The organism is Litoreibacter sp. JB4-2 (assembly GCF_055693445.1).
In genome coordinates, this window is record NZ_CM146334.1 from 138,238 (window position 1) to 156,832 (window position 18,595).

The 18,595-nt window shown below is 58.4% G+C and carries 20 protein-coding genes and 1 tRNA gene; 10 read left to right on the forward strand and 11 right to left on the reverse strand.

The features are described 5' to 3' along the window. Window positions 1-65: 65 nt before the first annotated feature. The 5 genes from ACZ1G7_RS00725 to ACZ1G7_RS00745 form a co-directional block, all read right to left on the reverse strand. A complete protein-coding gene (locus tag ACZ1G7_RS00725; RefSeq protein WP_472661478.1) occupies window positions 66-821 on the reverse strand; it encodes an ABC transporter ATP-binding protein in 756 nt (251 codons plus the stop codon). A 14-nt stretch (window positions 822-835) separates the two neighbouring features. Next, entirely contained in the window at window positions 836-1,594 is a 759-nt protein-coding gene (locus ACZ1G7_RS00730) for an ABC transporter ATP-binding protein (RefSeq protein ID WP_472661480.1), read from the reverse strand. Between the two features lie 12 nt (window positions 1,595-1,606). Further along, window positions 1,607-2,809, reverse strand: coding sequence for a branched-chain amino acid ABC transporter permease (locus ACZ1G7_RS00735; protein ID WP_472661481.1), 1,203 nt, complete (start codon window positions 2,807-2,809; stop codon window positions 1,607-1,609). Window positions 2,810-2,812: 3 nt separating this feature from the next. Next, entirely contained in the window at window positions 2,813-3,844 is a 1,032-nt protein-coding gene (locus tag ACZ1G7_RS00740; RefSeq protein WP_472661483.1) for a branched-chain amino acid ABC transporter permease, read from the reverse strand. 118 nt (window positions 3,845-3,962) lie between these two features. Beyond that, complete coding sequence (locus ACZ1G7_RS00745; RefSeq protein WP_472661485.1) at window positions 3,963-5,309, reverse strand: substrate-binding protein; 1,347 nt, start codon at window positions 5,307-5,309, stop codon at window positions 3,963-3,965. A gap of 222 nt (window positions 5,310-5,531) precedes the next feature. Between ACZ1G7_RS00745 and ACZ1G7_RS00750 the strand changes: the two genes are divergently transcribed. From ACZ1G7_RS00750 to ACZ1G7_RS00775, 6 genes are all read left to right on the forward strand, one after another. Continuing rightward, a complete protein-coding gene (locus ACZ1G7_RS00750) occupies window positions 5,532-6,821 on the forward strand; it encodes a short-chain fatty acyl-CoA regulator family protein (protein ID WP_472661487.1) in 1,290 nt (429 codons plus the stop codon). Window positions 6,822-6,955: 134 nt separating this feature from the next. Then, entirely contained in the window at window positions 6,956-7,348 is a 393-nt protein-coding gene (locus ACZ1G7_RS00755) for a response regulator transcription factor (RefSeq protein WP_472661488.1), read from the forward strand. Beyond that, a complete protein-coding gene (locus ACZ1G7_RS00760; RefSeq protein ID WP_472661490.1) occupies window positions 7,345-7,608 on the forward strand; it encodes a hypothetical protein in 264 nt (87 codons plus the stop codon). Before ACZ1G7_RS00755 ends, ACZ1G7_RS00760 begins: the two co-directional genes overlap by 4 nt. Window positions 7,609-7,611: 3 nt before the next feature. Continuing rightward, entirely contained in the window at window positions 7,612-10,269 is a 2,658-nt protein-coding gene (locus ACZ1G7_RS00765; RefSeq protein ID WP_472661492.1) for an ATP-binding protein, read from the forward strand. A gap of 62 nt (window positions 10,270-10,331) precedes the next feature. Next, window positions 10,332-11,066 (forward strand): hypothetical protein, encoded by a 735-nt coding sequence (locus ACZ1G7_RS00770; protein ID WP_472661494.1) that lies wholly within the window; start codon window positions 10,332-10,334, stop codon window positions 11,064-11,066. Next, window positions 11,063-11,308, forward strand: coding sequence for a hypothetical protein (locus tag ACZ1G7_RS00775; protein WP_472661496.1), 246 nt, complete (start codon window positions 11,063-11,065; stop codon window positions 11,306-11,308). Before ACZ1G7_RS00770 ends, ACZ1G7_RS00775 begins: the two co-directional genes overlap by 4 nt. An 80-nt stretch (window positions 11,309-11,388) precedes the next feature. Here ACZ1G7_RS00775 and glnA read toward each other — a convergent pair whose 3' ends face one another. The 3 genes from glnA to ACZ1G7_RS00790 form a co-directional block, all read right to left on the reverse strand. Continuing rightward, window positions 11,389-12,795 carry a type I glutamate--ammonia ligase gene (glnA, locus tag ACZ1G7_RS00780; protein ID WP_472661498.1) on the reverse strand — a complete coding sequence of 469 codons (1,407 nt, stop codon included), beginning with the start codon at window positions 12,793-12,795 and terminating at the stop codon, window positions 11,389-11,391. Between the two features lie 35 nt (window positions 12,796-12,830). Further along, a complete protein-coding gene (locus ACZ1G7_RS00785; protein ID WP_472661500.1) occupies window positions 12,831-13,169 on the reverse strand; it encodes a P-II family nitrogen regulator in 339 nt (112 codons plus the stop codon). A 301-nt stretch (window positions 13,170-13,470) separates the two neighbouring features. Further along, window positions 13,471-13,935: a Hint domain-containing protein gene (locus ACZ1G7_RS00790; protein ID WP_472661502.1), complete on the reverse strand. Its 465-nt coding sequence runs from the start codon at window positions 13,933-13,935 to the stop codon at window positions 13,471-13,473. A gap of 279 nt (window positions 13,936-14,214) precedes the next feature. Between ACZ1G7_RS00790 and ACZ1G7_RS00795 the strand changes: the two genes are divergently transcribed. The 3 genes from ACZ1G7_RS00795 (at window position 14,215) to ACZ1G7_RS00805 (ending at window position 16,393) form a co-directional block, all read left to right on the forward strand. Further along, window positions 14,215-14,299: transfer RNA gene (locus ACZ1G7_RS00795), tRNA-Leu, on the forward strand. Window positions 14,300-14,321: 22 nt separating this feature from the next. Further along, window positions 14,322-15,659 (forward strand): trigger factor, encoded by a 1,338-nt coding sequence (gene tig, locus ACZ1G7_RS00800; protein WP_472661504.1) that lies wholly within the window; start codon window positions 14,322-14,324, stop codon window positions 15,657-15,659. A 152-nt stretch (window positions 15,660-15,811) separates the two neighbouring features. Continuing rightward, window positions 15,812-16,393 (forward strand): hypothetical protein, encoded by a 582-nt coding sequence (locus ACZ1G7_RS00805; protein WP_472661505.1) that lies wholly within the window; start codon window positions 15,812-15,814, stop codon window positions 16,391-16,393. A 99-nt stretch (window positions 16,394-16,492) separates the two neighbouring features. Here ACZ1G7_RS00805 and rplI read toward each other — a convergent pair whose 3' ends face one another. Genes rplI through rpsF form a run of 3 tightly spaced genes read right to left on the reverse strand, consistent with a single transcriptional unit; the run spans window position 16,493 to window position 17,738 of the window. Beyond that, window positions 16,493-17,119: a 50S ribosomal protein L9 gene (gene rplI, locus ACZ1G7_RS00810; RefSeq protein ID WP_472661507.1), complete on the reverse strand. Its 627-nt coding sequence runs from the start codon at window positions 17,117-17,119 to the stop codon at window positions 16,493-16,495. Window positions 17,120-17,130: 11 nt separating this feature from the next. Beyond that, the gene (gene rpsR, locus ACZ1G7_RS00815; protein WP_085865547.1) at window positions 17,131-17,358 is read right to left on the reverse strand and encodes a 30S ribosomal protein S18; all 228 of its coding nucleotides are present in this window, start codon (window positions 17,356-17,358) and stop codon (window positions 17,131-17,133) included. A gap of 29 nt (window positions 17,359-17,387) precedes the next feature. Next, complete coding sequence (gene rpsF / locus ACZ1G7_RS00820; RefSeq protein WP_472661509.1) at window positions 17,388-17,738, reverse strand: 30S ribosomal protein S6; 351 nt, start codon at window positions 17,736-17,738, stop codon at window positions 17,388-17,390. A gap of 266 nt (window positions 17,739-18,004) precedes the next feature. Between rpsF and ACZ1G7_RS00825 the strand changes: the two genes are divergently transcribed. After that, on the forward strand, window positions 18,005-18,580 hold the full coding sequence (locus ACZ1G7_RS00825; RefSeq protein ID WP_472661510.1) for a YceI family protein: 576 nt from the start codon (window positions 18,005-18,007) through the stop codon (window positions 18,578-18,580). Window positions 18,581-18,595 lie beyond the last annotated feature (15 nt).

Below are 18,595 nucleotides of genomic sequence, written 5' to 3' on the forward strand. Positions count from 1 at the left end.
GAATCCCCCCGGGTAATTTTTTAGATGTGGCAGCGCCCCCAGCGCAGTGGGGGCGGCAGAGGTCTTTAAATAGCCAAATATTCGGCCCGGAGCGCCTCGTCGTCCAGCACTTCTTGGGCCGAGCCGTCATAGACGACGGAGCCAGTATCGAGAATGACGGCGCGGTCTGCAAGCTTTAGGGCCGCAACGGCGTTTTGTTCCACGATGATTGTGGTGATGCCTTGATCGCGGATGATGCCAAGTGTCTTGGCGATTTCCTGTACGATGACTGGCGCGAGGCCTTCATATGGCTCATCCAGCAGCAAGACTTTGATGTCACGGCAGAGCGCGCGCGCAATGGCCAGCATTTGCTGTTCGCCGCCCGACAGCGTTGTGCCTTCTTGCTTGCGGCGTTCGCCAAGGCGCGGGAACAGCTCATAGACGCGTTCCAGGGACCAGCCGATGGGCGGCGCGATTTGTGCGAGCTTGAGATTTTCCTCAACCGTCAGGCCGGAGATGATCCGGCGATCTTCCGGCACCAGCGCGATGCCTGCACGTGACGCTTCATGCGCGGCCATTTTGTGAAGCGGTTCATGGTCCAGCCAGATCTCACCATGTTGCAGCTGAGGATCGCCCAGCCGCGCGATAGTGCGCAATGTGGAGGTTTTGCCCGCGCCGTTGCGGCCCAGCAGGGCGAGGATTTCGCCCTCATGCACGTTAAAGCTGACGCCTTGCACGATGTAGCTTTCGCCGTAATAGGCCTCGATATCCCAAACGCTTAGAAAAGCAGGGGCGGTCGCTGCGTTATTGGCGTTTTTGTTGAAGTCGGGTTTGACGTTCATCGGTTCAAACCTCCTTAAACTTGGGCTTCGCCGAGATACGCTTCGCGTACTTTCGGGTGGCCTTTGATGTTTTCGGGCGTGTCTTCGACAAGCGGGGTGCCTTGCGCCAGCACGGTGATCCGCTCGGCCATGGAGAAGACCACGTGCATGTCATGCTCGATGATCGCCATGGTGATGTCGCGCTTGTCCTTGATCTCTTTCAACAGATCAATCGTGTTGTTGGTGTCAGCGCGGGCCATGCCCGCTGTTGGTTCATCCAGCAACAAGAGCTTTGGTTCTTGCACAAGGCACATCGCCATTTCCAAGCGGCGCTTGTCGCCCCGCGACAGGGATGACGCCTGCATGTGATGCTTGTCGAGCATGTTGACGTCTTCAAGGATCTGCTCTGCCTGCGCTTTGATATCGCCTTGCTTCAGGACTTGCGAAATGGCGTTCAGTTTGAACGACCCGTCACGATGCGCGAAGCATGGGATCATGACGTTTTCCATCACCGTGAGATCAGCGAAGATCTCGGGCGTTTGGAAGACGCGGCTGACGCCCATCTGGTTGATCTCATGCGGCTTACGGCCCAGCAGGCTTTGCCCTTGGAACGTGACCGAACCTGTGTCGGGGATCAGCTTGCCGACGAGGCAGTTCAGCAGCGTTGACTTGCCCGCCCCGTTTGGCCCGATGATCGCGTGGACCGTGTTTTCGGCCACCGACAAGTTAACGTTGCCCAGAGCCTGCAATCCGCCGAAGCGTTTGCCGACATTTTTGATCTCTAAGATACCCATGTCCAATGCCCCCTATTCAGCAGGTGTTTTCGCGCCGTCAGGCGTGTTGGTTTCAGGCTTTTTGCGGCGGAACAGGCGCGCGATACGCTGACCGCCCTCGACCAGACCGCCGGGCAGGAAGATCACAACCATCATGAACATGATGCCCAGCGTCAGGTGCCAGCCCTTGCCCACGAACGGGTAGAGGATCGTCACGACGAAGTCTTCCATACCGTCGGGCATGAAGGCGAACCATTCATGCAGCACCTTCGAGTTGATCTTGGAGAAGATGTTCTCGAAATACTTGATGAAGCCTGCGCCCAGCACCGGCCCGATCAGGGTACCGGCACCGCCCAAGATGGTCATCAGAACGACCTCACCCGAGGCGGTCCATTGCATCCGCTCCGCACCTGCCAACGGGTCCATGGAGGCCATGAGACCACCGGCCAACCCGGCATACATGCCCGAGATCACGAAGACCGCCAGCGTGTAGGGACGGGAGTTCAACCCGGTATAGTTCAGCCGCGTCTGGTTGGTTTTGATCGCCTGCAGCATCAGCCCGAATGGCGAGCGGAAGATGCGGATCGACAGGTAGAAGGCCAACAGCATGAACGCGCCAGCGAGGTAGTAGCCCGCATTGAATGTGAAGGTCCAACCACTGATTTCCCAGACCATACTGTCGCGCATGGCCAGCCCAAAGAGCGCCGGGGCCGGGATGTTGCCGCTGGCTGCGGCCGCGCCATCAAGGATGCGCGGATCGTTGAGCGCCGTTTGCAAGCCCGTCTCGCCGCCGGTGATTGGCGTCAGAACCGACGCGGCAAGCGCGAAGGCCATTTGCGCAAAGGCCAGCGTGAGGATGGAGAAGTAGATGCCCGAGCGTCTGAGCGAGATGAACCCGATCAGCAGCGCGAAGGCCCCGGCCACCACAGTGGAGATCAGAATTGCCGGGATCACGTTGATCGTCAGCAGCTTGAGCATCCAAACTGCGGCATAAGAGCCCGCACCAAGGAACGCGGCATGCCCAAAGGACAGGTAGCCGGTGAGCCCGAACAGCAGGTTGAAGCCGATGGCGAAGGTGCCAAAGATCACAAAGCGCTGCATCAGGTCAGGGTAGCCCGCGTTGAACTGCGCCATAGCGCTGTCCACCGGGAACGGGTTCATCAGGAAGGGCGCGAAGATCACGAGCCCAATGACGATGAAAAACAGACGGGTGTCTTTTGCGTTGAGACCTATCATGGATCAGTCCTCCATCACGCCCTTGCGGCCAAGCAGGCCACGGGGACGGGTCAATAGAATAATAATAGCAGCCAGGTAGATGACGACCTGGTTGATGCCGGGCAGGAACTCGATCACCTCACGCATGGAGGCGAAGCTTTCCAGGATGCCAAGCACGAAGCCCGCAAGCACGGCGCCGGGCAGGGAGCCCATGCCGCCGACCACGACCACCACGAAGGAGATCACGAGGAAGTCCATGCCCATGTGATAATTGGGCGCGTTGATGGGGGTGTACATGACCCCCGCCAGCCCCGCGACCGAGGCCGCCAGCCCAAACATGATGGTGAAGCGCTTGTCGATGTCGATGCCCAGCAGGCCCACGGTTTCGCGGTCCGCCATACCAGCCCGCACCACCATGCCGAATGTGGTGAATTGCAAGAAGGCGAAGACGGCTGCGATAACCACCGCGGCGAAGGCGAAATAGACCAGCCGCCAGTAGGGGTAGATGATCTGGTTTGCCTCAAAGCCCAGCAGCGCGCCGAAATCGTAGCTGCCTTTAAAGACCTCAGGGGCCGGGGCAGGGATCGGGTTGGCGCCGTAATAGGCCTTGATGATTTCCTGCAGCACGATGGCCAGACCGAACGTCACCAGAATTTGGTCCGCGTGGGGGCGCTTGTAGAAGTGCTTGATCAGGCCGCGTTCCATCACCATGCCCACGATGATCATCACCGGGATGGCAAAGAGGATGGCCAGCGGCACGGCCCAGTCGATGAGGGCGGCGCCGGTCGTCTCGCCGAACCAGCCGTATATGTAGGGCACCTCGATCTTGGCCGGGTTGCCCAGAAAATCGGTTTTGGTCTCGTCGATGACCGTGTGGCTCAGCGTCAAGATGCGCTGCAGGGTAACGGCGCAGAACGCGCCGATCATGAACAGGGCGCCATGCGCGAAGTTCACCACGCCCAGCGTGCCGAAGATCAGCGTCAGCCCCAGCGCGATCAGCGCATAGGCGGAGCCTTTGTCGAGCCCGTTCAGAATTTGAAGAATGATTGCGTCCATAGTCCCCACCTCGGCTGGATGCCACGCGCCACCCAGCCGGCTGGCCGGGGTGCGAAAGAATTGGAAATGTCTTTAGGTTGGGGCGGGCGATCCGTGGACCAGCCCGCCCCAGATAGGCTTAAGCGCCTGGGTTACAGGTGCCCAGCTCGCCGCCAAAGATGGAGGCGTCATAGGTGACCTGAGCTGCAGGTGTAACCTCAACGATCTCGAGAAGGTCGAATTCGTTGTCTGGGTTTTCTTTACCCTTCACAACCAGCACGTCTTTGAAGCACTGGTGGTCTTCGGCACGGTAGAGTGTTGGACCGTTGCCCATGCCGTCGAATTCGAAGCCTTCGAGAGCTTCTGCGATCGCGCAAGGGTTGAACGAGCCGGCACGTTCCGCCGCATCCGCATAGAGCATAGTCTGCACGTAGCAGGTATGCGCCGCCTGGGATGGTGGGAAGCCGTATTTGGTGCCGAACGACTTGACGAAAGCTTGCGAACCAGCGTCGCTGAGCGACCAGTGCCAGTTTGTCGAGCCGTAGATGCCCTTAACGTTGGCACCCGCACCTTTCGCCATCAGGCGAGAGTAAAGCGGCACGATGATTTCGAAGTTCTTGCCGTTGACGGATTTGTCACGCAGGCCGAACTGAACCGCGTTGGTCAGCGAGTTCACCATGTTACCGCCGTAGTGGTTCAGAACCAGAACGTCGGCGCCGGATTGCAGAACTGGCGCGATGTAGGAGGAGAAGTCTGTTTGTGTCAGCGGTGTTTTCACAGCTGCAACAGTTTCCCAGCCCATGGCTTCTGTGGACGTCCGTACGGCTTCCTCAGTTGTGTAGCCCCAGTTATAGTCGGCTGTCAGGTGATAGGCTTTACGGTCTTTACCGTAGTTGTCACCCAAGATCGGCGCGAGCGCCGCACCGGACATGTAGGAGTTGAAGAAGTGACGGAAGCCGTTCGCCTTCTTGTCCTTACCGGTGGTGTCGTTGGAGTGGGTCAGACCCGCCATGAAGATGATGCCGGCCTCTTGGCAGAGAGCCTGCACAGCAACAGCCACACCAGAGGACGAACCACCAGTGATCATGATTGCGCCATCTTTTTCGATCATCGACTTGGCCGAGGCGCGCGCTGCGTCTGGCTTTGTCTGTGTATCGCCTGTGACATACTCGACTTTTTTGCCGAGGATGCCGCTGCCCGACAGGGCTTTCGACGAGAACGTGTTCATCATGCCGCCGTCGCCGCCACCGTTCAGGTGCTCAACAGCCAGCTCATAGGCGCGCAGCTCGTCTGCGCCCTCATCCGCGTAGGGGCCCGATTGTGGGACGTTAAAGCCCAGCGTAACAGAGCTGCCTTGCGGTGCATTCAAATAACCAGCGTGGCCATCGGCCCATGACTTGCTAAAAAATGTCGGTGCTGCGAGTGCGCCACCTGCAACAGCAGATGTCTTCAGCAGCCCACGACGGGTGAAGTTAGTTTTGGACATGAATATCCTCCCTAGGTGATATTGGGATCACGCCCCCATTAAGGCGCCCCCGCCCCGGATTGTTATCGGGATGCGCATTTATCGAGCGCTTTTGACAAGATTTGCAACAAAGCCTTGGTCAATAATAATAATTTTGTAAAGTAATAGACTTTGCAGGCGCAGAAAGTGTAAATTAATTTACTAAACGCCGTGTTGGCGACGGAAAACACTGGGAGTTTTGCGATGACGCAAGCCACGCTCACCGCTCTGACGGGCGCACGGATCCGCGACAGACGGCTGCGGGCCGGGCTGAAACAGGCCGATCTTGCGCAGGCGGCGGATATTTCTCCGAGCTACCTGAACCTGATCGAGCATAACAAGCGCAAGATAGGCGGCGCGCTTTTGGTCCGGCTCGCCCGTGCTTTGGGTGTGGAACCAGTGGTTCTGAGCGAAGGGGCCGACGCTGAGCTGATGCAAGAGCTGCATGCGATTGCCGATGAGATTGGCGAGGGTGACACGGGGCTAGAGGAATTGGTCGAGCGGTTCCCTGTCTGGGCCGGGCAGCTGAGCGCGCAGCATCACCGCATCGTTGGCCTTGAGCAGACCTTGCGCGGTCTCAATGATCGGCTGACCCATGACCCGGTGCTGTCGGAAAAGATGCATGAGGTTTTGGGCGGGGTGGCCGCGATCCGGGCGACCTCCTCCATCCTGGTGGAGACGCCTGACATCAACGCCGAGTGGCGGGCACGGTTTCACACCAATATCGACAATGAAAGCCGCAAGCTGGCGGAAGCCTCCGCCGATATGGCCGCGCATTTTGACCAGCTGACGCGGCAAGAAGCCGGGTTTATGACGCCGATTGATGCCGTCGCAGGTTTTTTTGAACGCCGCGGCTACCATATCGCGGAGCTTGAGGCGGGCGATGCCGGTGTGATTGAGGAGCTATTAGAAGGTGCAGCTGAGTTTGCGTCGGAGGCCGCAGCGGCGCTGGGCCGGGTGGCCTTGCAGCGCTACATGGGCGACGCGGAGGCGCTGCCCTATGCGGATTTTGCGCAGGCGGCGTTCGAGCTTGCGTTTGACCCGTTGCTATTGGCGCAGCGATTTGATGCACGGCTGGGTCAGGTGTTTCGGCGTCTGGCGACCTTGCCGCGCGGGCCCGACACGCCCGAGATCGGGTTGGTCAGTTGCGACGCGGCGGGCGCCATCTTGCTGCGCAAGCCACCTGCCGGGTTTGCCTTGCCGCGTGCGGGCGCGGCTTGCCCGCTTTGGCCACTGTTTTCGGCCTTGCGCAGCCCCGGCACACCAACCCGCCAAAGCGTCGAAGGCACGGAAGGTGTAAGGTTCACCGCATATGCGCTTGCCACGGCAAAAGAGGCCGCCGATTTCGACACACCGCCAGTGGTGCGCGCGACCATGTTGCTGGTCTCAGCGCCAGATGACACGGGCCGCGCGCTACCTTTAGGGGCAAGCTGCCGCGTCTGCCCCCGCGCGTCCTGCGCCGCGCGGCGCGAACCATCCGTATTGGGGAGCTGAGCAATAGCGCAGATTCCTTACCTAGACAGTGGGTGCACAACTTGACCCTATGTTTCACGACATGTTTTTTGACACTGCGCGCCGGATAAGGCTTACTATGCGCGCAGCGTGCCACTTTCGGGGAGGAGAGGCATTTGGGGAAGTCAGTTTTGTTGATCGAAGACGAGCCCAACATTGTTGAGGCGATCAGCTTTTTGCTGGAGCGCGACGGCTGGACCGTGCGGCTGCATGGCGAAGGCGTGGGCGCCGTGGAGGCTGTCGTCGCCGCGCAGCCCGACGTGGTTGTGCTCGACGTGATGCTGCCCGGGCGCAGCGGCTTTGACATTTTGCGCGAATTGCGCCAGGGCGCGGCCCCGGCGGACCTGCCGGTGCTGATGCTGACCGCGCGGGGCCAGAAGAAGGACCGCGACCTGGCGGCGGGTTATGGGGTCAGCCATTTCATGACCAAGCCGTTTTCAAACGCCGATATGTTGCAAGCGGTGCGTGACCTGGCCGAAGGGCGCCAGCCCATCAAGGACGCCTCATGAGCGACAGCCCGGACCGCGCCAAGCGCCGGACCGAGTTTTTGGAGGGCAGCCTCTATCGCCGCCGCCGCCTGTCTGATGCGCTGCGCGTGCTGCCGGTTCTTGGCATGATCCTGTTTCTATCGCCGGCCTTGCTGTTGGCCGGCGGGCCGGGGTCCACGGCGACCCGGCTGATCTACTTCTTCATCGCTTGGGCTGCGCTGATCGGGATTTGTGCTGTTTTGGTGCGGCAAGTGTCGAAATCATCTGACAGCCCCGAGTGAGCGATGGTCACGTTCAACGCCCTTGTCGTCGTCTCGCTTCTTTATGTTGTGATCTTGTTTGCGGTCGCGTTTTTTGCCGACCGCGCGGCGCGGCGCGGGCCGTCACGCTGGTTGCGCTCGCCCTGGACCTACACGCTGTCGCTTAGTGTTTATTGCACGGCCTGGACCTTTTATGGCGCGGTCGGCAATGCGGCTCGGTCGGGGTTGGAATATCTGACGATCTATTTGGGCCCGACACTGGTGTTTCTGGGGTTCTGGGTCTTGTTGCGCCGGTTGGTGCGGATTGGCCGGGCGGAGCGGCTCACGTCAATTGCTGACCTGATTTCGTCGCGCTACGGCAAATCCTCCGCCCTGGCGATCATTGTGACCTGTTTGGCTGTGACCGGCACCACGCCCTATATCGCGCTGCAATTGCAATCGGTGACGCTGAGCTTTGCGGCCTTTGTACCGCCGGGCGGCGAGGTTGACCTGAACGCGACGGCGCTGTGGGTTGCGGCGGGGCTGGCCATTTTCACGATCCTGTTTGGCACCCGAAACCTCGATACCAATGAGCGTCACCACGGGGTCGTGACCGCCATTGCGATTGAGGCGGTTGTCAAGCTGGTGGCGTTGCTGGCGCTTGGGGTTTTCGTCGTTTGGGGCGTGTCGGGCGGGCCTGCCGACATGTTGCTGATGATTGAGGCCAGCCCGGTCGCCGACTGGCAGCCCAATGCCGGGCGCTGGGTTGGCATGACCTTCCTGTCAGCCGCGGCCATCATCTGCCTGCCGCGCATGTTCCATGTGTTGGTGGTTGAAAATGCCGACGAGCGGCACCTGCAGATGGCGGCCTGGGCCTTCCCGCTTTACCTGATGCTGATCAGCCTGTTCGTGCTGCCGATTGCCGTTGTCGGGCTGGCGCTGCTGCCGGAAGGTAGCAACCCCGATCTATTTGTGCTGTCGATCCCTCTGGCGCTGGACCAGAACGGGCTGGCGATGCTGGCGTTTCTTGGGGGTTTTTCGTCGGCGACCTCCATGGTGATCGTCGCGGCAATTGCGCTGTCGACCATGGTGTCGAACCACATTGTGCTACCGCTTTGGCTGACCCTGCAAGGCCCACGCGCCACGATGTCGGGCGATGTGCGCAACGTGATGATCTTGTCGCGGCGCCTGTCAATCGCGGCGATCCTGGCGTTGGGGTACACCTATTTCCGTATCACGGGCGGCACCGCGGCCTTGTCATCCATCGGGCTGGTCAGCTTTGCGGGTGTGGCGCAGGTTGTACCAGCGCTGCTGGGCGCGATCTTCTGGCGCGGCGGCACGCGCAAAGGGGCGCTTGTGGGCATCTCGCTGGGATTTGTGATCTGGTGCTACACGTTGTTCCTGCCGGCCATCGGGATGCTGGGCGAGGGCGTAATGGAGGCGGGCCTGTTCGGGGCAGGGTTGTTGCGCCCACAAGCCATGTTCGGTCTGTCGGGCCTAGACCCGCTGGTGCACTCAATCGTGTGGTCGATGGCGCTGAATGGCGGCGCCTTTATCTTGGTCTCGCTCGTGACGTTCCCAAGTCCAATTGAACGGTTGCAGGGCGCGGCCTTCGTCAATGTGTTTAGCCGCAGTGAGCCGGGCCAAGGACTGGTGCGCGGGATCGCGGATACCGAGGATCTGCTGGTCATGGCACAGCGGCTTTTGGGGGCTGGCGAGGCACAGGAGCTGTTTCAGACCGCCGCTGCGGAACAGGGTAAGTCGGGATATCTTCCGGAGCCCACACCGGAATTTGTAGCGAGGCTTGAACGTGAGCTGGCGGGGTCGGTGGGGGCTGCGACCGCGCATGCGATGGTGCGCCAGATTGATGGGAACGCATCGGTTTCGGTGGAGGATTTGCTGGCCGTGGCCGACGAGTCGGCGCAAATGCTGGAATATTCCAACCAGCTTGAGGCCAAGTCGCAAGAACTGGAACAAACCGCGCGCCAACTGCGTGATGCCAATGAGAAGCTGACGGCGCTGTCCATTCAAAAAGACGCGTTTCTCAGCCAGGTCAGCCATGAGTTGCGGACGCCGATGACGTCGATCCGCTCATTCTCGGAATTCCTGATGGAAGGGGGTATGTCGCCTGCCGACCGCGCGCGCTATTCGCGCATTATCCATGATGAAAGCCTACGGCTCACCCGGCTTTTGGACGATCTGCTGGACCTGAGCGTTTTGGAATCAGGGCAGGTGGTTTTGAACACACAAAGCGCCGCACTTGGCACGCTGCTGGAGCGCGCGGTGGCGTCCGCAGGGACCGACGCATTGGCCATTTCGATGGAAGGGGACGCGGCGTCGGTTGTGCTGACGACGGATACGGATCGGCTGAGCCAGGTGTTCATCAATCTTGTGACCAACGCGCAGAAATATTGCGACGCCGAAGCGCCGAAATTACGCATTGTCATGTCTGAGGGGCCCGAGCAGATCGACATTGATTTCATCGATAATGGCAGTGGGGTTTCGCTGGCGCAGCAATCCATTATTTTTGAGAAGTTTTCGCGGCTTACGGATCAGGCTTCAGCGGGCAGCGCGGGGCTTGGCCTTGCGATTTGCCGCGAGATCATGGCGCGCCTTGGCGGCAAGATCATTTACTTGCCCGGGCAGGGTGGCGGCGCCTTCCGGGTGAGCCTTCCACGGGCGAAACTGACCCGTGCGGCCTAACCAAACTTTAACCAAATTAACGCTATAGACGGGTATCAAGCCACTGAACAAATGGGCTTTCGTTGAGCAGTAGCAGCGACATTATCCGAAAGAAAATCCGCCCGAGGCCGATGGCCGTTGGGGTGGCTTTGGCGTGGTGGCGCGACAATGCCGACCAGATTTTGCGCGATGTGTGCAAGGGTGTGTTTGACCTCGACATTGATGTGGTGCTGCCTGAAGCGCGGCAAAGGCGTGCACCCGAAGCGTTGAAAGAAATGGACCGGGTGATGTTGCCCTTCCTGCTGGAAGGCTCTGGCGGGCGGCGTGCCTTGTTCGTGCTGGACGGCGCATTGATCGACGGCCTGATCGAATTGCAGATGCTGGACAAGGTTCTGCCGACGCCGCGACTGGACCGACCAGTAACGGCGATCGACGCGGGGCTGAGCGAAGGGTTTGTGCGCGAATGCCTTAACGCGATGGGAAAAGCGCCGGGGATGATGGCGGGGCTTGGCGTGTTGGGCCCCGAGCAGGACCGCGCAGCCTTGCGTTTGTCATTGGGCGAAGGCGCATACGACATCTTGTCGGCGCAGATGGATATGGGGCCGGGCATCAAAACGGGCTTGTTCGAAATATGGGTCCCGGTAAGCGAGACATCGAAAGCGGCGCGCGCACCGGCACAGCCGAACCCGCAGATGCTGCGTATTTTGGCGGAATGCGAGGCCGAACTCGACGCCCGTATGACAGGCTGTCAGGTCTCTGCGTCTGAGCTTTTGGCGCTTGCGCCGGGGGGCTTATCAACCTGCCCGCAAAAACGTTGACCCAGGTCACGATCAGCGATTGTGACGGCAGGCGCATTGCCAACGGGCGGTTGGGCCAGCTGAATGGCGCCCGCGCCGTTATGGTGACTGAGATGAAAACCGGGGGCAAACCCACGGCCAATCCTACCGTCAAACCCGCAGGTCAGTTGGATGCACTGCCAATCGCGAAACCGGCCACCCCACCCGCTAAACTGCCCGCAACAGAAGAGGCTGTGCCGGGAGCGGCTTCCGCTGAGGCTTGAAATTAGCGCCGGAGATAGGGAGCCCTGATACAAAAAAGGCGCCCGGAACCGGACGCCTTTTCTAGAAATTTTAGGGCCGCTTAGCAGCTGTAATACATCTTGTATTCCATTGGGTGAGGTGTGTGCTCATAGGCGTACACTTCTTCCCATTTCAGCTCCATATAGCCTTCCAGCTGGTCTTTGGTGAAGACGTCGCCGGCGGTCAGGAACTCGTGATCGGCTTCCAGAGCTTCGAGCGCTTCGCGCAAGCTGCCGCAGACCGTTGGGATCTCTGCCAGTTCTTCTGGTGGCAGGTCGTAGAGGTCTTTGTCGGAAGATGGGCCCGGATCGATCTTGTTCTTGATGCCGTCGAGGCCAGCCATCAGCAGGGCTGCGAAGCACAGGTAGGGGTTCGCAGCCGGATCGGGGAAGCGGGCCTCTACGCGTTTTGCCTTTGGCGATTCTGCCCATGGGATACGGACGCAGCCTGACCGGTTGCGGGCCGAATAGGCGCGCAGCACGGGAGCTTCAAAGCCTGGGATCAGGCGCTTGTAGCTGTTGGTCGATGGGTTGGTGATCGCGTTCAACGCTTTGGCGTGCTTCAGGATGCCGCCGATGAAATACAGCGCTTCCTGTGACAGGTCAGCGTATTTGTCGCCTGCAAAGAGCGGCTTGCCGTCTTTCCAGATCGACATGTTTACGTGCATGCCGGTGCCGTTGTCGCCCGCGATGGGCTTGGGCATGAAAGTGGCGGATTTGCCGTAAGCGTGGGCCACGTTGTGGATCACATACTTGTACTTTTGCAGCTCATCTGCCTGATGGGTCAGCGAGCCAAAGATCAGGCCCAGCTCGTGCTGGCAAGACGCCACTTCGTGGTGGTGCTTGTCGACCTTCATGCCGATGTTTTTCATCGTGGACAGCATTTCCGAACGCAGGTCTTGTGCCGCATCGGTTGGGTTCACTGGGAAGTAGCCGCCCTTGATGCCGGGACGATGGCCCATATTGCCCATCTCATATTCGGCGTCGCTGTTCCAGGAAGCATCCTGCGCGTCGACCTCATAGGAGACTTTGTTCATTTCGACCGAGAATCGGACATCGTCAAACAGGAAGAATTCGGCCTCTGGGCCAAAGTAGGACACATCGCCGATGCCGGAAGACTTCAGGTAGGCTTCGGCGCGTTCGGCTGTGCCGCGCGGGTCGCGGTCGTAGCTTTCACCGGTGTCGGGCTCAACCACTGTGCAGTGTACGCAAAGCGTTTTTTCAGCGTAGAACGGATCGACATAGGCGGATGACGGGTCTGGCATCAGCTTCATGTCGGATTGATCGATGGACTTCCAACCAGCAATGGAGGAGCCGTCAAACATGAAGCCTTCTTCCAAGAAGTCTTCGTCGACCTGATCGGCCATAACTGTGACGTGCTGCAGCTTGCCGCGCGGGTCGGTGAAGCGGATGTCCACGTATTCAACGGCTTCATCCTTCATGGTCTTAAGCATATCTTTGGCGCTCATGTGACCTGATCCTCTCTGTTTGATGGTGTGGTGGTTTACAATGCGTCCTCACCGGTTTCCCCGGTGCGGATGCGAATGGCTTGCTCAATCGGGGAGACGAAAATCTTGCCGTCACCAATCTTGTCGGTCTTAGCGGCGCCGATGATTGCTTCGAGCGCGCCGTCCACAAGGTCGTCAGCCAAGGCGACCTCGATCTTCACTTTTGGAAGAAAATCTACGACATACTCTGCGCCGCGATAGAGTTCGGTATGACCTTTTTGGCGCCCGAAACCTTTGACCTCTGTGACGCTCAAGCCTTGAACGCCAAGCTCCTGCAAGGCTTCCTTCACTTCATCGAGCTTGAACGGCTTGATGATCGCTTCGATCTTCTTCATTCTCAGATCTCTCCCGAATACTGATGTCATCTGCGTGAGATCATTTCTGCCAGCGGGGTACAATCAGATCGCCGGAGGTGTAGGGCGGGTCTGATGGCACAAAATTCAATAATGATTAAAAAATAGGCAATGTGGTTTATTTTTATGCGAAATTGAATCGCAGGCATTTTTCGCGGTTTTGAACGCACTCATGTCAGTGCGCGGCATAAAAAAGCCCCCTGCAGAGCAGAGGGCTAAGGTTCGACTTCGAGGGGTCGAGGGAAAGGGAAAGCCCGCCGCCGCCGCGACGGGCCTCGCGTGTTTAGGCAGCTTCCGAGAGATCAAGCTCGTCGATTGCAGCCACAGGTAATTTCGAGAGGATTTCGACCCCGTCGGCGTAGAACACCTCTTCGGCGTCAAACTCTAGCTCATAGACGGTGTGGTCTTGAGCGGTCGATTGTTCGGAAATGAATTTGCCATCCAGCAGGCGCTTGATCGGCAAGATTACCGCATCGCGGCCAAAGAGAATTTCTGCACGCCAATCACGGACCATGACTTCCTGGTCAGGGGCGATATGCAGGTCGCGCGCCGGGCGCGTGTAGCCAAGTGATCCGCATGCGACAGAGATCGCGCGAAAATTTCGAGTGGTTTTGCGCAGATGGCGCAAGCGGCGCAAACCGCTGCGTGTCACGATCCGCGCGCCGGGCTTTAGGTCTGTGATGGCTGTGTAGCCTTCGATGGTTAGGATTTTACAGCCCGCAAGCAATCCCATTCCTGTTGGTGTCATCGTGCGTCCCCCACCCAGAGTTTGAAGTGTGTTTGTAGACATGACTTCTCTCCGGTTCAAAAATGTAACGATTTGATGAGCTTGTTAACCAATTGAGGCGCAAATCAGGCGGGCGTGTGCCGCTTTGCGGGCAAACATGGGATGATTTCGAGGCCGAGGGCGCGTGAGGCCATAAAAACCATACCTTTTTTGATGAATTAGCACTCGCATCTAGGAATGACCTTTGCTAGAGACACCCGAACTCAGCCGCAGGTGCACTTGCGGCTGAATTAGGTTTTTGCGGGTGTGGCGGAATTGGTAGACGCACCAGATTTAGGTTCTGGCGCCGCAAGGCGTGGGGGTTCAAGTCCCTTCACCCGCACCAGACGTATATAAAGGACGAACACATGAAGGTCACCGAGACCCTGAACGAAGGCCTGAAGCGCGGCTACAGCATCGACATCGCCGCGGCTGAGCTGGAAGAGAAGGTCAATGAGAAGCTGATCGAAGCCCAGCCCGACGTTGAGATGAAGGGCTTTCGCAAGGGCAAGGTGCCCTTGGCGCTTTTGAAAAAGCAGTTTGGCGACCGTGTCATGGGCGAAGCCTTGCAGGAAACCATTGATGGCGCGATGGCGAAGCACTTTGAAGACAGCGGCGACCGTCCAGCGATGCAGCCTGAAATGAAGATGGACGGCGAAGATTGGAAGCCCGGCGACGATGTGAAGGTGAATGTTTCTTACGAGAACCTGCCCGAAATCCCTGAGGTGGACATGTCCAAGATCAAGCTTGAGCGCATGGTCGTGAAAGCTGAGAAAAAGGATGTGGACGAAGCGTTGTCGAACATTGCTGAGACCGCTCAGAACTTTGAAGACCGCAAGAAGGGCTCCAAAGCGAAAGACGGCGATCAGGTTGTGATCGACTTCTTGGGCAAGGTTGACGGTGAAGCGTTTGAAGGCGGTGCTGCGGAAGACTATCCGCTGGTGTTGGGCTCGAACTCCTTCATCCCGGGCTTTGAAGCACAGCTTGTTGGCGCGAAAGCCGGCGAGGATGTTGAAGTGAAGGTAGACTTCCCCGAAGACTATCAGGCCGAAAACCTGAAAGGCAAAGCGGCGGTGTTTGAGTGCAAGATCAAAGCGGTCAAAGAGCCAAAGGCGGCTGAGCTGAATGACGAGCTGGCCAAACAATTCGGCGCCGAAGACCTGAAAGCGCTGACCGGTCAGGTCGAAGAGCGTCTGGAAGCGGAATATACTGGTGCCTCACGCGCGATCATGAAGCGCAAGCTGCTCGATGAGCTGGACAAGATGGTCAAGTTTGAGCTGCCGCCTTCGCTGGTCGATGCGGAAGCAGGCCAGATCGCGCATCAGCTGTGGCACGAAGAAAACCCTGAGGTCGAAGGCCATGACCACCCAGAGGTTGAGCCGACTGACGAGCACAAGTCTTTGGCCGAGCGTCGCGTGCGTTTGGGCCTTCTGCTGGCCGAGCTGGGTCAGAAGAACGAGATCGAGGTGACCGACGCCGAGATGACGCAAGCGATTATGAATCAGGCGCGCCAATACCCGGGCCAGGAGCGCCAGTTCTTCGAATTCGTTCAGAAAAATGCTCAGATGCAGCAGCAAATGCGTGCGCCGATCTTTGAAGACAAGGTCGTCGATTACGTGTTCGAGCTGGCTGAAATCAAAGACAAAAAGGTCAAAAAGGCCGATCTGGAAAAAGCCGTTGAGGCTTTGGAAGACGACGCCGCGTAAGCCGCACCAACGTCTTAAACTGATTGAAGGCCGTCCCTTGGGGGCGGCCTTTTTTGGTGTGATATGCCGCCAATTCGGCGCGGTGCCGCTGCAGTTCCGCCTTATTCAGGCGGTAATTTCCCCAAGACTTGGGAAAACTTAGGGGTGTCGAAGTGGCTTTGGTCGAAATTGGTTTTGAAAGCGGATCGGGCGATGACCCGCGGTCTTTGGAAAAACGCCCAACGCGCGAAGGCTACGCGCTTTACCCGTGCCATTTGGCTGAGGGGTTTGGCGCGCGGGTGCTCAAGCTGGGCGTTTCTTTGGCAATGCTGGGGTTGGGGCTAGGGCTGGCGATTGAACCTGCTGTTTTGGCCGCACCGGGTACCGTTTTTGCTGTCTGTATACGCGCCATAGGTCTTTACCTTATTGCCACAGGTTGCTTTTGGAGCGTCGCTGCTTTGCGCCGCGCGCCAGAGCTTTGCGTCGATAAGCGCAACCGCGCGCTGCATCTTGTCAGCTTAAGCTGGCGCGGGGTTGAGACGTCACGGCAATCGATCCGGTTTGAAGAGATTTCTGACATCCGGATGATCGATCATTTGCCAACCGCCGACATGCACGCACAGACAAATGGCTGGGACATGGGGCGGATTGACGTGGTTTGGCAAAGAGATCGGGTCAGCAAGGTTCTGTCGGGCGACGTGTCCGAGCTTGAACCGGTTATGATGCGGTTGCGACAGGATGTAGGCCTGCTTTAAGCACCATCTGCGCTGCTAGTCGGTGACATGAACAATCTGTGACATGAAAAAGGCCGCACCAAATGGCGCGGCCTTAATTCTTTGGGATGTTCGATCAGCTTAGCTGTCGTCGCCGTCTTCAGCCGGAGCTTCTTCTGCGACGGCTTCAGCCAGGTCTTCATCCTCAGACGCGGCGGAGCCGATATCGTCGAACAGTTCGGCGATTTCGAATTCCGCTTCTGCTTCTTCCTCGGCGGCCAATTCCTGGATGGATTTGCCGGAGGCTTGCAGTTCCGCTTCCTCGGTGGAGCGGGCGACGTTCAAAGTGAAAGTCGCGTCGACCTCTGGGTGCAGCGATACAGTCACATCGTGCAGACCAAGGTATTTGATCGGACGCTCAAGTGCGACCTGACCGCGATCCACGGTAAAGCCTTCCGCAGTTGCTGCATCGGACGCGTCACGTGTGGTGACGGAGCCGTACAAAGCACCTGCGTCAGAGGCCTGACGAATCACGATGAACTGTTGACCGTTCAGCTTGTCGGCGAGAGCCTCAGCTTCTTTTTTGGTCTCCAGGTTGCGTGCTTCAAGCTGGGCTTTCTGCGCTTCGAACTGTGCCTTGTTGGCGTCCGTTGCGTTCATTGCCTTTCCTTGCGGCAACAAGAAGTTGCGGGCGAAGCCGGGTTTGACGTCTACCACATCGCCCATTTGGCCGAGCTTGGCGACGCGTTCCATAAGGATAACTTGCATGTCAGTTCTCCTTACTTAACGGCGTAAGGCAGCAGGGCCAGGAACCGGGCGCGTTTGATAGCGCGTGCCAAAGCACGTTGGTTCTTGGCGCCGACCGCGGTGATACGCGAAGGCACGATCTTGCCACGCTCAGAGATGTAGCGTTGCAGGGTGCGAGTGTCTTTGTAGTCGATTTTGGGAGCGTTATCGCCCTCAAACGGGTCCGACTTACGACGACGGAAAAATGGTTTTGCAGCCATGGTTTATCTCCTGTTCTTAAAGTCGAATTTTACGGGCGGGGACGGCGTTCGCGCTCGTCGCGCTTCTGCATCTGAACCGAGGGACCTTCTTCGTGCTCGTCGACCTTGATGGTCAGAACACGCATGACATCGTCATGCAGGCGCATCAGGCGTTCCATTTCCTGCACGGCGGGTGCCGGTGCGTCGGAACGGATAAAGGCGTAGTGGCCCTTGCGGTTTTTGTTGATCTTGTAGGCCATCGTTTTGAGGCCCCAATACTCGTGCTCGATCATCTTGCCGCCATTGTCCGCGAGGACGGCGCCGAAATGTTCGATCAGACCTTCAGCTTGTGTGTTGCTGAGATCTTGGCGCGAGATAAACACGTGCTCATACATTGGCATGTGCGTTCTCCAGTTTTTACGTGCGTGCTTCAAAGACCGGGCAGTGAGACTTCCGCGCCCCGGTCACGAGGGGCACCGCAATTGAAAAGTTTTGCGGAAGAGCGGCCCGTATAGCAGCCTTGCATGGTTGCGCAAGTCTTTGCTGATCGCCAGGCACGAAACCGGCGGCAGATAAGCACAAATTCTGTTGAAAAAAGTGAATTGCAGCGGCGGACGTCGGTAGCGTTTTCTGGCCGAGATTTTAATCCGCCCGAAAGGTACCTGCCATGAAGTCCATCTTGCTTGCCACGTCGCTTATGGTGTTCTCGACCCCGATTTTTGCCGATGCTGAAAAATACACGCTCGACGCTAGCCATAGCCAAATAGTGTTCAGCTACAATCACCTCGGTTTCTCAACAACTTACGGCATGTTCTCAGGCTTTGAAGGCGAAATCATGTTTGATGAAGATGATCCTGCTGCATCCAGCGTGAGTGTCTCGATGCCGGTGAAATCTATGTTCACAGGGTGGGAGCAGCGCGACGGCCATTTCATGTCGCCCGACTTTTTCGGCGCTGATGACAGCGATCTGGTCACGTTCACATCTACCAGCATCGAAGTGACTGGGGAGGCGACGGCCAAGATTACCGGCGACCTGTCGATGAACGACATCACCAAGCCAGTGGTTTTGGACGCCGTTTTGAACAAGGCCGACAACAACCCGATGGCCAACAAACCGTGGCTAGGGTTCGACGCGACAACGACTGTGCTGCGCTCTGACTTTGGATTGGGTGCATTTGCGCCCGCGGTAAGTGACGAAGTTAAGGTCATGATCTCGGTCGAGGCGGCGAGCGCTGGGTCCTGATACACGGACTTCCTG